Annotated in this window: 12 protein-coding genes and 1 pseudogene; 5 read left to right on the top strand and 8 right to left on the bottom strand. The window is 51.3% G+C overall.

Going from position 1 to position 12,331, the window contains the following annotated elements:
• Positions 1 to 40 precede the first annotated feature (40 nt).
• Positions 41 to 1,033 carry an RNA polymerase sigma factor RpoS gene (rpoS, locus tag A1WG_RS17585; RefSeq protein WP_000081550.1) on the top strand — a complete coding sequence of 331 codons (993 nt, stop codon included), beginning with the start codon at positions 41 to 43 and terminating at the stop codon, positions 1,031 to 1,033.
• Positions 1,034 to 1,287: 254 nt separating this feature from the next.
• Here rpoS and A1WG_RS17590 read toward each other — a convergent pair whose 3' ends face one another.
• The 5 genes from A1WG_RS17590 to ltnD all read right to left on the bottom strand — a co-directional run bounded on the left by A1WG_RS17590 (position 1,288) and on the right by ltnD (position 6,324).
• Positions 1,288 to 2,652 carry a GntP family transporter gene (locus tag A1WG_RS17590; protein WP_016242536.1) on the bottom strand — a complete coding sequence of 455 codons (1,365 nt, stop codon included), beginning with the start codon at positions 2,650 to 2,652 and terminating at the stop codon, positions 1,288 to 1,290.
• 88 nt (positions 2,653 to 2,740) lie between these two features.
• The gene (locus tag A1WG_RS17595; protein ID WP_001136907.1) at positions 2,741 to 3,517 is read right to left on the bottom strand and encodes an HPr family phosphocarrier protein; all 777 of its coding nucleotides are present in this window, start codon (positions 3,515 to 3,517) and stop codon (positions 2,741 to 2,743) included.
• Between the two features lie 4 nt (positions 3,518 to 3,521).
• Positions 3,522 to 4,160 (bottom strand): 3-oxo-tetronate 4-phosphate decarboxylase, encoded by a 639-nt coding sequence (locus A1WG_RS17600; RefSeq protein WP_001278988.1) that lies wholly within the window; start codon positions 4,158 to 4,160, stop codon positions 3,522 to 3,524.
• On the bottom strand, positions 4,157 to 5,419 hold the full coding sequence (gene otnK / locus A1WG_RS17605; RefSeq protein ID WP_001516953.1) for a 3-oxo-tetronate kinase: 1,263 nt from the start codon (positions 5,417 to 5,419) through the stop codon (positions 4,157 to 4,159). The genes A1WG_RS17600 and otnK overlap by 4 nt, the downstream gene beginning before the upstream one ends.
• A complete protein-coding gene (gene ltnD, locus A1WG_RS17610) occupies positions 5,416 to 6,324 on the bottom strand; it encodes an L-threonate dehydrogenase (protein WP_000847962.1) in 909 nt (302 codons plus the stop codon). The genes otnK and ltnD overlap by 4 nt, the downstream gene beginning before the upstream one ends.
• A gap of 195 nt (positions 6,325 to 6,519) precedes the next feature.
• Here ltnD and ygbI point away from each other — a divergent pair, with 195 nt between their 5' ends.
• On the top strand, positions 6,520 to 7,287 hold the full coding sequence (gene ygbI, locus A1WG_RS17615) for a DNA-binding transcriptional repressor YgbI (protein WP_001516952.1): 768 nt from the start codon (positions 6,520 to 6,522) through the stop codon (positions 7,285 to 7,287).
• Between the two features lie 50 nt (positions 7,288 to 7,337).
• On the opposite strand, the gene pphB is transcribed toward ygbI, so the two are convergent.
• Positions 7,338 to 7,994 (bottom strand): protein-serine/threonine phosphatase, encoded by a 657-nt coding sequence (gene pphB, locus A1WG_RS17620; protein WP_001516951.1) that lies wholly within the window; start codon positions 7,992 to 7,994, stop codon positions 7,338 to 7,340.
• A 92-nt stretch (positions 7,995 to 8,086) separates the two neighbouring features.
• Here pphB and A1WG_RS17625 point away from each other — a divergent pair, with 92 nt between their 5' ends.
• A complete protein-coding gene (locus tag A1WG_RS17625) occupies positions 8,087 to 8,620 on the top strand; it encodes a hypothetical protein (RefSeq protein WP_000946997.1) in 534 nt (177 codons plus the stop codon).
• A 41-nt stretch (positions 8,621 to 8,661) separates the two neighbouring features.
• Here the strand turns inward: A1WG_RS17625 and mutS are convergent, their stop codons facing one another.
• A complete protein-coding gene (gene mutS / locus A1WG_RS17630; RefSeq protein ID WP_000110913.1) occupies positions 8,662 to 11,223 on the bottom strand; it encodes a DNA mismatch repair protein MutS in 2,562 nt (853 codons plus the stop codon).
• Between the two features lie 75 nt (positions 11,224 to 11,298).
• Here mutS and A1WG_RS25065 point away from each other — a divergent pair.
• Together A1WG_RS25065 and A1WG_RS17635 are read left to right on the top strand one after the other, a co-directional pair.
• Positions 11,299 to 11,468 (top strand): annotated as a pseudogene (locus A1WG_RS25065) (hypothetical protein).
• 31 nt (positions 11,469 to 11,499) lie between these two features.
• Positions 11,500 to 11,844 carry a nitrous oxide-stimulated promoter family protein gene (locus tag A1WG_RS17635; protein WP_001516949.1) on the top strand — a complete coding sequence of 115 codons (345 nt, stop codon included), beginning with the start codon at positions 11,500 to 11,502 and terminating at the stop codon, positions 11,842 to 11,844.
• A 40-nt stretch (positions 11,845 to 11,884) separates the two neighbouring features.
• Here A1WG_RS17635 and A1WG_RS17640 read toward each other — a convergent pair whose 3' ends face one another.
• On the bottom strand, positions 11,885 to 12,313 hold the full coding sequence (locus tag A1WG_RS17640; RefSeq protein ID WP_001516948.1) for a TOBE domain-containing protein: 429 nt from the start codon (positions 12,311 to 12,313) through the stop codon (positions 11,885 to 11,887).
• Between the last annotated feature and the right edge of the window lie 18 nt (positions 12,314 to 12,331).

Below are 12,331 nucleotides of genomic sequence, written 5' to 3'. Positions count from 1 at the left end.
TTGAGCGTTCCGTCAAGGGATCACGGGTAGGAGCCACCTTATGAGTCAGAATACGCTGAAAGTTCATGATTTAAATGAAGATGCGGAATTTGATGAGAACGGAGTTGAGGTTTTTGACGAAAAGGCCTTAGTTGAAGAGGAACCCAGTGATAACGATTTGGCCGAAGAGGAGCTGTTATCGCAGGGTGCCACACAGCGTGTGCTGGACGCGACTCAGCTTTACCTTGGTGAGATTGGTTATTCGCCACTGTTAACGGCCGAAGAAGAAGTTTATTTTGCGCGTCGCGCACTGCGTGGAGATGTCGCCTCCCGCCGCCGGATGATCGAGAGTAACTTGCGTCTGGTGGTAAAAATTGCCCGCCGTTATGGCAATCGTGGTCTGGCGTTGCTGGATCTTATCGAAGAGGGTAACCTGGGGCTGATCCGCGCGGTTGAGAAGTTTGACCCGGAACGTGGTTTCCGCTTCTCAACATACGCAACATGGTGGATTCGCCAGACGATCGAACGGGCGATTATGAACCAAACCCGTACGATTCGTTTGCCGATCCACATCGTAAAGGAGCTGAACGTTTACCTGCGAACCGCACGTGAGTTGTCCCATAAGCTGGATCACGAACCGAGCGCGGAAGAAATCGCAGAGCAACTGGATAAGCCAGTTGATGACGTCAGCCGTATGCTTCGTCTTAACGAGCGCATTACCTCGGTAGACACCCCGCTGGGTGGTGATTCCGAAAAAGCGTTGCTGGACATCCTGGCCGACGAAAAAGAGAACGGTCCGGAAGACACCACGCAAGATGACGATATGAAGCAGAGCATCGTCAAATGGCTGTTCGAACTGAACGCCAAGCAGCGTGAAGTGCTGGCACGTCGATTCGGTTTGCTGGGGTATGAAGCGGCAACACTGGAAGATGTAGGTCGTGAAATAGGCCTCACACGAGAACGTGTTCGCCAGATTCAGGTTGAAGGCCTGCGCCGTCTGCGTGAGATTTTGCAGACTCAGGGGCTGAATATCGAAGCGCTGTTCCGCGAATAAGCAAGCATCTGTCAGAAAGGCCAGTCTCATATGAGGCTGGCCTTTTTCTTTTGTTTGGGGGGGGTATTTTGTCGCCTGGATAAGATGCGACAGCGTCGCATCCGGCAATCAGCACCCTATGTGTTCATCATCTTGCGCACCTGTCGCATAAACAACACCTGCTCTTCTCTACTCAAACGCCCCAAAAATTCATCATCCACGCGGTTACCAATGGGATCGCCGCAGCAAGTACCCATCGAACCTTTTCGCTAAGGTTAAATTACTGCCCACACGCACCAGGTGATTAAGAATCCGGTAAAACCGAGGATGGTCGTTAACATTGTCCAGGTTTTCAGACCATCTGCCACCGATAAACCCAGATATTTGGTGACGATCCAGAAACCGGAGTCGTTAATGTGCGATGCGCCAAGCCCACCAAAGCAGGCCGCCAGTGTCACCAGTACGCACTGAATCGGATTCAGCCCCACAACCGCTTCTGAAAGCAGTCCGCCTGTTGTCAGGATTGCTACGGTTGCCGAACCCTGCGATGCACGCAGCGCCAGTGAAATAATAAATGCCGCAGGCAACAGAGGCAGGTCAATCATTTGTAGCATGTTGGCAAGAGCCTTACCGACGCCAGATTCCACCAGCACTTTGCCGAACACCCCACCAGCTCCAGTAACCAGAATAACTACCGCCGCAGTGGGAAGGGCTGAGCCCATAATATCGCTGGTGTGTTGCAGGCTCCAGCCGCGACGTAAGGCCAATAACCAGAACGCCAGTACCAGCGCAATCATCAATGCTACCATCGGTGAGCCGAGCAGTTGCAACGTACCAAGCAGGGGATGCGAGGCTGGCATTAGTGTTGCCGAAACCGTACCCGCCATAATAATCGCGATAGGGATAACAATTAGCGAGGTGACCAGCGCTACGCCTGGCGGATTTATTTTATCGCTTAATTTTGTTGCGTTTCCCTCACTGGCTGGAGCCAGTTGCATCTGCTCCAGTACTTCCACCGACATCGCATATTGGCGCTTATTGATTATTTTCGCTGCAAAATAGCCGACAATGCCCACTGGAATAGAAATCGCAATACCGATTATGGTCAGCCAGCCGATGTCTGCGTGAAGGAGTCCCGCTGCGGCGACGGGGCCAGGATGTGGCGGCACAGCTACGTGAACGGTCAGCATGATCCCAGCAACAGGCAGACCAAATTTAAGCGGTGATATTTTTGCAACCTTGGCAAAGCCATAAATGATTGGCGCAAGAATAATAAAGCCGACATCAAAGAAGACGGGGATGCCGAGGAAGAATGCTGCCAGAGTCAGTGCGGCGATTGTTCGTTTATCCCCTAACTTGCGGCTGAAATAATTGGCCAGTGATTCTGCGCCGCCAGAGTGCTCGATCATGCGCCCCAGCATAGCGCCAAGGCCGATGATAATGGTGACGGAACCAAGCACGCCACCCATCCCGGCGATCATCACTTTACCTACTTCGCCAGCCGGGATACCCGCTGCAAGTGCGACTAACAGGCTGACGAGAAGCAGCGCGACGAATGGTTGTACCTTTGCCTTGATGACCAGCAGCAACAGCATGATTACGCCAGCTAACGCAATGCATAACAATGTAATTGTGGACATGGAAAACCCTGTCTGAAAGTTATAGTTAACCTACCCCATCCGTAGATGGGGGGATGTATGGGTACGTTGTAATTATGGATTTAGCGAATTAGCGCCAGGCGTCAAACCAGCCAAGCCCTTCTTCGGTGAGGCCGCGGGGTTTGTATTCACAACCGATCCAACCCTGATATCCCACCTTATCGAACAGGCGAAACAGCCACGGATAATTGATCTCGCCATCGTCTGGTTCATGTCGGTCAGGCAGTCCGGCAATTTGCACGTGGGCATATTTCCCAGCGTAATCGCGGATTAAATGCGTCAGGTCGCCATCTACTTTTTGCGCATGGAAGGTATCCAACTGAATAAACACATTATCGCGAGCGACCTCTTCAACAATTGCCAGTGCCTGATACTGACTGGAGAAGAGATAACCAGGTTTAACGGCTGGGCTGAGTGCTTCAACCAAAACTCGCTTGCCGTGCGGCGCAAAGCTATCGGCAGCGTAGCGGAGATTATCGATAAACACTGCCCGATACCGTTCAGCGTCTTCGCCTGCGGGCACTACTCCTGCCATCACATGAACTTGTTCGCAATTGAGCGCCAGCGCATATTCCAGAGCCAGATCGATGTCCGCGCGAGCTTCGTGCTCACGTCCGGGAAGGGCGGATAATCCCCATTCACCCGCATTAACATCCCCAGGAGCGGTATTGAACAGCGCCAGCGTCAGATGGTTTTGCGCCAGTTGTTGCTGGATTTGCTGGATGGAATAGTCATAGGGAAATAGAAATTCCACGGCATCAAAACCAGCTTTTCGCGCTGCGGCGAAGCGTTCAATAAAAGGCACTTCGGTGAACATCATGGATAAATTAGCTGCAAAACGAGGCATTGCATTAACTCCTTAATTCCGCAATTTCATCTGCGGTCAGATAGCGGATCGGGCGGTCGCTGAGAATAAAAATTAGCCTGGCCGTTTCCTCCAGCTCTTCCATATTGTTGGCAGCTTCTTGCAGGCTTTCACCGCAAACCACTGGGCCATGATTTGCTAACAAAAAGGCCTGATGATTTGCTGCCAGTTCCGCCAGATCCTGTGCGATGCGTTTATCGCCCGGGCGATAATAGGGCACCAACGGGACGTTCCCCATCCGCATCACCACGTACGGTGTGAACGGACGAATAACGTTACTGCTGTCCAGCCCTTGAAGGCAGGAAAGTGCCGTCGACCACGTACTGTGCAAATGCACGACAGCTTTACAGCGCGGATTATTGCGATACAGCGCCAGATGAAAGAGCACTTCTTTTGAGGGTTTGTCACCACTTAGCCATTCACCATCCGCGGTGACTTTGGAAAGCCGCTGCGGATCGAGATTACCCAGGCATGAACCTGTCGGCGTTGCCAGTAAATTCCCGTCAGGCAAAAGCAGCGACAGATTGCCAGCCGAACCGGTGGCATAGCCGCGCTGAAAGAACGAACTGGCAATCCGCGTCATCTCTTCTCGCAAAGACTGCTCTGCTTTTGCGAAATCGCTCATGGTAGAAACTCTCTTTGGGCTCGTGAAAAAAAGGCTTCGTCACCGAAATTGCCGGATTTAAGGGCCAGTGAGACAGGTTTATCCAGTGCGTTAACCCACGGCACACCGGGGGAAATTGTTGGGCCAATATGGAACCCTTTTATGCCCAGACTCTGCGTGACCACTCCGGAAGTTTCACCGCCTGCGACAATAAAACGCGTTACACCTTCCGCCGCTAACCTGGCAGCCAGTAGCGAAAACAGTGCTTCCACTGCCTGGCTGGCTTTTTGTGCGCCATATTGCTGTTGAATAGCGGCCAGCGCGTCGGTGCTGGCGGTGGCAAAAACCAGCGGAGCAAGTTCACTTTGCTGACTCAGAACCCATTTCGCCAGTTCGTGTGTATAAGCGACCAGTGTTTCTGTTGTGAGACAACGTGCCACATCAACTTCACGGGCTGGCGCAATCTGACGGTAATGTGCCACCTGGCAATTGGTCATTTGTGAGCATGAACCGGAGAGCACTACGCCGCGCCCTGCGAGTGGACGCCCTGCTTCGCGTGCCTGGTTACCGTTTTCTTGCGCCCACTGCCGGGCCAGACCTATCGCAAGGCCAGAACCGCCGGTTACTAATGGGGCATCACGCAAGGCTTCACCCTGAATTTCCAGATGGCGTTCGGTCAGGGCATCAAGCACCGCGTAGCGATAGCCCTCTTGCTGTAAACGGGCCAGTTCCTGACGCATGGCTTCCACACCTTTTTCGAGAATATGCGCCGAAACGACGCCGCAGCGCCCTGTGGATTGTGCTTCAACCAGACGCGGAAGGTAGCTGTCGGTCATAGGATTTACTGGATGATGCCGCATCCCGGATTCGGCCAGCAGTTGATTTATCACGAACAAATAACCCTGATAAACCGTGCGCCCGTTGACTGGCAGAGCCGGGGAAAAGACCGTAAACGGCGTGTCGAGTGCATCCATTAATGCATCAGTCACCGGGCCGATATTGCCTTTCTCAGTACTGTCGAAAGTGGAGCAGTATTTGAAGTAGACTTGTTTGCAACCTTGTTGTTGCAACCAGCGCAGAGCCGCCAGCGATTGCTGTGTGGCTTCTGCCACCGGGCAGGAGCGAGTTTTCAGACTGATCACAACGGCATCGATTGCTTCCGGCATTTCCCCTGTCGGGACACCGTTGATTTGCACCGTTGGCAGACTGTTTTCCACCAGAAAACTGGCGATATCCGTCGCGCCGGTAAAATCATCAGCGATAACGCCAATCCTGATCATGATTTCGCTCCCGGTAGAGTGATGCCAGAGAAAATCTTGATGACTGCGCTGTCGTCTTCTTTTCCGTAACCTGCGTTGCTGGCGCTGGTGAACATATTCAACGCTGTTGAGGCCAACGGCAGCGGAAAGTGCAGGGCTTTAGCGGTATCAGCAACCAGCCCGAGATCCTTCACAAAAATATCTACGGCAGAATGCGGGGTGTAATCGCCATCCACCACATGGCGCATCCGGTTTTCGAACATCCACGAATTTCCGGCGGCATTGGTTACGACGTCATACATTACATCCAGTGGGATCCCCGCACGGGCAGCAAGCGCCATCGCTTCGGCCCCGGCAGCAATATGCACGCCAGCTAACAACTGGTGGATAATTTTTACTGTCGAACCCAGACCCGGCTCTGCACCAATGCGATAAACTTTTCCGGCGACGGCTTCCAGCACGGGGGTCAGGCGTTCAAAGGCAAGATCACTACCGGAGGCCATAACGGTCATTTCACCGTTAGCGGCTTTTACCGCGCCACCAGAAACTGGCGCATCCAGCATTTCCAGATCGAACGCAGCCAGAGCAGTGGCAATTTCCTGCGCATCAGCACTGGCGATAGTGGAAGAAACCATTACAGCCGTGCCGGGTTTCAGATGCTGTGCAACGCCTTTATCACCAAACAGTACTTGTTTGACCTGGGCCGCATTTACCACCAGCACCAGCAGAGCATCCAGTTTTTCGGCAAACGTCGCGGCGTTATCGGAAACCCCGCAAGCGCCAGCCTCTTTCAGCGTAGCGCAGGCATTGGCGTTCAGGTCTGCGCCCCAGGTAGAAAGACCCGCGCGGACACACGACAGCGCCGCTCCCATCCCCATTGACCCTAAACCAACGATACCGACATGAAACTCAGATCCCGTTTTCATCTGCTCTCCTTGTTAATTTAAGTGATATTTTGTTTGATGTTGTGAATATAAGCGCCAGACGATAACGATATGGTGAGCTGATTCACAAAAATTAACATGGCGTGTTATTTTATGTGAACTAAGCGATAGTTGCGTTGCGCACGTTTCGCAGGCAAATAGCGTAGAATGTCCGCAGGATAAAGGAAGGAGCAAAAGTTGATACCCGTAGAGCGTCGCCAAATCATCCTTGAGATGGTAGCTGAAAAAGGCATTGTCAGTATTGCTGAACTGACGGACAGAATGAATGTGTCACATATGACCATTCGTCGGGATTTGCAAAAACTGGAGCAGCAGGGCGCTGTTGTGTTGGTGTCCGGAGGTGTCCAGTCGCCGGGACGTGTGGCGCATGAACCTTCTCACCAGGTAAAAACTGCGCTGGCAATGACGCAAAAAGCGGCTATTGGCAAGCTGGCGGCAAGTCTCGTTCAGCCGGGGAGTTGTATCTATCTGGATGCGGGAACGACCACGTTAGCGATTGCACAGCATTTGATTCACATGGAGCCACTCACTGTAGTCACCAACGATTTCGTTATCGCAAACTACTTGCTCGACAACAGTAATTGCACAATTATTCACACTGGTGGTGCAGTTTGTCGGGAAAACCGTTCCTGTGTCGGAGAAGCCGCCGCGACCATGCTACGCAGCTTGATGATTGATCAGGCTTTTATTTCTGCATCGTCATGGAGTGTGCGGGGGATCTCTACGCCAGCGGAAGATAAAGTCACGGTGAAACGGGCGATTGCCAGTGCCAGTCGCCAGCGGATTCTGGTCTGTGATGCCACGAAATATGGTCAGGTGGCGACATGGCTGGCGTTACCGTTAAGTGAGTTTGATCAGATCATTACTGACGGCGGTCTGCCGGAAAGCGCCAGCCGCACGCTGGCGAAGCTTGATCTCTCTTTGCTGGTGGCGAAAAACGAATAATGGCCTGAAATAAAACCGGGATACTCATGCTTCACAGAGGAAGCATGAGATTACTTTATTTTATAAAACGATAACCGTCCGCTTTTCGGTGAGCCGGTATCAATATAAATCTGGTTAGCGAACGTCTGAATGTTATCAAACATCATATGACCAAAGATAAAGCGGTCGGCACCGTTTATTTTTTGTGATTCGCCTTTAAGAGATTTCTGCACGCGATCAACAGGCCAGAGTAATTCACTTTCCGCTATTTCTTTACCAAACTGATATTTATCTCCTGGGTAATCTGCATGTGCGATGATATATTTTATATTATCGTTATCTAATTCAATAATATGGGGAAGATGATGAAAACGAAGCAACAGTTCTATTGCCTCTTTTTGTTCCGTCTTATTTAAATCGAAAAACCAGTCACCGCCACTGGCCAGCCACATATTGCCATCGCCAGTCGCGAATGCATCAAGAGCCATCGCTTCGTGCTTGCCTTTAACAGAGGTAAACCAGGGATGGTTTAACAGGCGTAGTACGTTAAGACTCTCCGCCCCACGATCAATATTATCGCCTGTAGAAATAAGTAAGTCTGTTTCGGGACAAAAAGATAATTGATGTAAGCGGGATTGTAATAATTGATAGTCACCATGAATATCACCAACGGCCCATATATGGCGATAGTTATGAGCATCAATTTTTTGATAGCGGGTGGTAGACATTTGCATAGACTCAAAATTATAGCAATGTATTATTATACCCGACCAGAGTGTCGAAGTCTTTGGAGTAATAAATTACAAAAGGATGTTTTAAGATGCTTAGATATTTTTATGCTTTCCTGTTAGCTTTCTGTTTTTTTACATCTAATGTACAAGCTGCTTCTATAGAAGAAATAAATCGTTTTGAAAAACTTATAACTGAAGGTGATGTAGTTAAGTGTACAACAGATTTCAGTGTGACGGAGAATAACGAAAAATATCAACTTAGCATTTTGGGAATAATGAAAGTCATTTACTCGGTAGAAAATGAAAAACGCTACCACACGACACAATATTATCATTTAAATGGTTCCACAATATCCTTTGTCCGCCATGAGATGGATATCATTGTTACTCATGAAAAATCGAAGATAAAAGAAGAGATTGTACCTGACAGTGTAAAGGTATTTTATCCGTTAGCACCAGAGCAAGAAGCGATCTTAGCAGAAGCTGCACGGAAAACTGCCCCCGTGTTTATTGATCATGAGGATATCACATTTACGACATTTCCTGATTACCAGGTGAAAGTGAAATATCCCTCTATTTCAGATGTGGTGACTCAGTATTGCCGGGTGCAAATGAAAAAGTAGTGAATCAACCCGACGGCATAGTGCCGTCGGGAATATCAGGTTTACACCAGACTCTTCAACCGATAAATCCACTCCAGCGCCTGACGCGGGGTCAGTGAATCTGGATCGAGATTTTCCAGTGCTTCGACTGCTGGCGAGGTTTCTTCCGGTAATGACAGCAAAGACATCTGCGTACCATCAACCTGCGTAGCGGCCGCATTAGGTGAAATGCTCTCCAGCTCACGCAGTTTCTGCCGCGCGCGCTTGATTACCTCTTTTGGTACGCCCGCCAGCGCAGCAACCGCCAGACCGTAGCTCTTACTTGCCGCGCCGTCCTGCACACTGTGCATAAAGGCAATCGTGTCGCCGTGCTCCAGTGCATCAAGATGCACGTTCGCCACGCCTTCCATTTTCTCTGGTAGCTGTGTCAGTTCGAAATAGTGGGTGGCAAACAGTGTCAACGCTTTAATCTTATTCGCCAGATTTTCCGCACACGCCCACGCCAGCGACAGACCATCGTAAGTGGACGTCCCGCGACCAATCTCATCCATCAACACCAGACTGTACTCGGTGGCATTATGCAGAATATTGGCGGTTTCGGTCATTTCCACCATAAAGGTTGAACGCCCGGAAGCCAGATCATCCGCCGCGCCGACGCGGGTGAAGATACGGTCAATCGGACCAATTTCCACGCTTTGTGCCGGTACATAACTGCCGATATAGGCCATCAGCGCAATCAACGCGGTCTGGCGCATATAGGTACTTTTACCGCCCATGTTCGGACCGGTAATGATCAACATGCGGCGCTGTGGCGACAGATTCAGCGGGTTAGCGATAAACGGCTCATTCAGTACCTGTTCAACCACCGGATGGCGACCTTCGGTAATGCGAATACCGGGTTTATCAATAAAGGTCGGGCAGGTGTAGTTCAGGGTATAGGCACGTTCTGCCAGGTTAACCAGCACGTCGAGTTCTGCCAGTGCGCTCGCACTCTGTTGCAACGCTTCCAGATGCGGCAGCAGCAGGTCAAACAACTCTTCATAAAGCTGTTTTTCCAGCGCTAGTGCTTTGCCTTTTGAGGTGAGGACTTTGTCTTCGTACTCTTTCAGCTCCGGAATAATGTAGCGTTCAGCGTTTTTCAGCGTCTGGCGGCGCATGTAGTTAATCGGTGCCAGATGGCTTTGCCCACGGCTGATTTGAATGTAATAGCCGTGCACCGCGTTAAAACCAACTTTCAGCGTGTCCAGGCCGGTACGTTCACGCTCGCGGACTTCCAGACGCTCCAGATAATCGGTCGCGCCGTCAGCCAGCGCGCGCCACTCATCCAGCTCTTCGTTATAGCCCGGTGCGATAACACCACCGTCGCGCACCAGTACCGGCGGCGTGTCGATGATTGCCCGCTCCAGCAGATCGCGCAGTTCGGCAAATTCGCCCATTTTCTCACGCAGCGCCTGTACCGGTGCACTATCGACAGTTTCTAACTGTGCGCGCAGTTCCGGCAGTTGCTGGAAGGCGTGACGCATGCGAGCAAGATCGCGTGGGCGAGCGGTACGTAACGCCAGTCGTGCCAGAATACGCTCCAGATCGCCCACCTGCCGCAGTACCGGCTGTAATTCGGCGGTGAAATCCTGCAATGCGCCGATGGTCTGCTGGCGCTCAAGCAACACGCGGGTGTCGCGCACTGGCATATGTAGCCAGCGTTTCAGCATACGGCTACCCATCGGCGTGACGGTGCAGTCAAGCACGGAAGCCAGCGTATTTTCCGCGCCACCCGCCAGATTCTGGGTGATTTCCAGATTACGGCGCGTCGCAGCATCCATAATGATGCTGTCCTGCTCGCGTTCCATCGTGATAGAGCGGATATGTGGCAAGGTTGTGCGCTGGGTATCTTTTGCATACTGCAACAGGCAACCAGCGGCACAAAGGCCGCGTGACGCATTTTCAACACCAAAACCTACCAGATCGCGCGTGCCAAATTGCAGGTTTAACTGCTGGCGCGCGGTGTCGATTTCAAACTCCCACAGCGGGCGACGTCGCAGGCCGCGACGACCTTCAATTAACGACATTTCAGCAAAATCTTCTGCGTACAGCAGTTCCGCCGGATTGGTGCGTTGCAGTTCTGCTGCCATCGTTTCGCGGTCAGCCGGTTCGCTCAGACGAAAACGCCCGGAACTGATATCCAGCGTCGCGTAACCGAAACCTTTACTGTCCTGCCAGATAGCCGCCAGCAGGTTGTCCTGGCGCTCCTGCAACAGGGCTTCATCGCTGATAGTACCCGGCGTGACGATACGGACAACTTTGCGCTCAACGGGCCCTTTGCTGGTCGCCGGATCGCCAATCTGTTCACAAATAGCGACGGATTCGCCCTGATTTACCAGTTTGGCAAGATAGTTTTCTACCGCGTGATAGGGGATACCTGCCATCGGGATTGGCTCACCCGCGGAAGCGCCACGTTTAGTCAGCGAAATATCCAGCAGTTGTGACGCCCGTTTCGCGTCGTCATAAAACAGCTCGTAAAAGTCACCCATCCGGTAGAACAGCAGGATCTCCGGATGCTGTGCTTTCAGCTTGAGATACTGCTGCATCATAGGCGTATGGGCTTCGAAATTTTCTATTACACTCATGGAGTTAGGTCCGGTTCCCTGATGTTAAATGTGGTGTGATGGTTTTTATTTTCGTTGTAATCACATAAGGCGCACATGATACCGGAGTTAATCATTTCAGGGGAAGACGCGAACGGTGAGTTCTTGATGCTGGTTCCGGGAAAGATGCTGTTTTGCAGCTTTTGCGTGTTGATTATGAAAACATTGCGTTGATTGAAGAAACCTCCTCCTTCAGAGCCATAGTCCCCTTTAAAATTAAGTTGTAATATAAATACACCTTAAGAGTGTGGAGGCAGCATGTCCGGCAAGCGTATCTCTCGTGAAAAACTGACGATTAAAAAAATGATCGATCTTTATCAAGCGAAATGCCCGCAGGCGTCAGCGGAGCCGGAGCATTACGAGACGTTGTTTGCTTATGCGCAAAAACGGCTGGATAAATGTGTGTTTGGCGAAGAGAAACCGGCCTGTAAGCAGTGTCCGGTGCACTGTTATCAGCCTGCGAAGCGTGAAGAGATGAAGCAGATTATGCGTTGGGCGGGGCCGCGAATGCTGTGGCGTCATCCGATCTTAACCGTGCGTCATCTGATTGATGACAAGCGTCCGGTGCCGGAACTGCCAGAAAAATATCGCCCGAAGAAATAAATTTGCCGGAGGAGTTTATATTCTCCGGCAAATACGGCGCTTACGCTTTGGTCGCAATCAGGATTGCTGATGCCTTGATCAACGCAATAACGCGCGAGCCAGCGGTGAGTTTCATCTCATCCTGGCTTTCATTTGTTACCACCGCCACAATTTCAAAACCCGCATCCGTTTTGATATGAACAGTGGCATTCACTGCGCCTTCGGTGATTTTCGACACGCTGCCAGCAAACTGGTTGCGAGCGGAGAATTTCAGTCCACAGTCTTCCGTTGCCAGCGTTACCCACGGGGCTTTAATCAGGGCAATCGCTTCTTTCCCTTTTGCCAGACCCAGGGCTTGCTGACTGCTGTGGGTCACAATCGCCACCAGCTTAGCGCCACCTGCCAGCGTCAGTTCTACTTCATCATTCACCGCGCCCATTGCTACTGCGCTAACGGTTCCGGTTAATTGATTTCTTGCTGAAACTGCCATACTGCCTCCTTTCATTGA

The sequence above is a fragment of the Escherichia sp. KTE96 genome (assembly GCF_000408525.1).
GTDB lineage: Bacteria > Pseudomonadota > Gammaproteobacteria > Enterobacterales > Enterobacteriaceae > Escherichia > Escherichia marmotae.
This window is presented reverse-complemented; position numbering and strand designations above follow the sequence as displayed.

Coding starts and splice junctions, on each gene's coding strand:
- A1WG_RS17590 (WP_016242536.1), bottom strand. CDS start 2,652: ATGTCCACAATTACATTGTTATGCATTGCGTTAGCTGGCGTAATCATG.
- mutS (WP_000110913.1), bottom strand. CDS start 11,223: ATGAGTGTAATAGAAAATTTCGAAGCCCATACGCCTATGATGCAGCAG.
- A1WG_RS17595 (WP_001136907.1), bottom strand. CDS start 3,517: ATGCCTCGTTTTGCAGCTAATTTATCCATGATGTTCACCGAAGTGCCT.
- A1WG_RS17600 (WP_001278988.1), bottom strand. CDS start 4,160: ATGAGCGATTTCGCAAAAGCAGAGCAGTCTTTGCGAGAAGAGATGACG.
- pphB (WP_001516951.1), bottom strand. CDS start 7,994: ATGTCTACCACCCGCTATCAAAAAATTGATGCTCATAACTATCGCCAT.
- A1WG_RS17635 (WP_001516949.1), top strand. CDS start 11,500: ATGTCCGGCAAGCGTATCTCTCGTGAAAAACTGACGATTAAAAAAATG.
- A1WG_RS17640 (WP_001516948.1), bottom strand. CDS start 12,313: ATGGCAGTTTCAGCAAGAAATCAATTAACCGGAACCGTTAGCGCAGTA.
- rpoS (WP_000081550.1), top strand. CDS start 41: ATGAGTCAGAATACGCTGAAAGTTCATGATTTAAATGAAGATGCGGAA.
- ltnD (WP_000847962.1), bottom strand. CDS start 6,324: ATGAAAACGGGATCTGAGTTTCATGTCGGTATCGTTGGTTTAGGGTCA.
- otnK (WP_001516953.1), bottom strand. CDS start 5,419: ATGATCAGGATTGGCGTTATCGCTGATGATTTTACCGGCGCGACGGAT.
- A1WG_RS17625 (WP_000946997.1), top strand. CDS start 8,087: ATGCTTAGATATTTTTATGCTTTCCTGTTAGCTTTCTGTTTTTTTACA.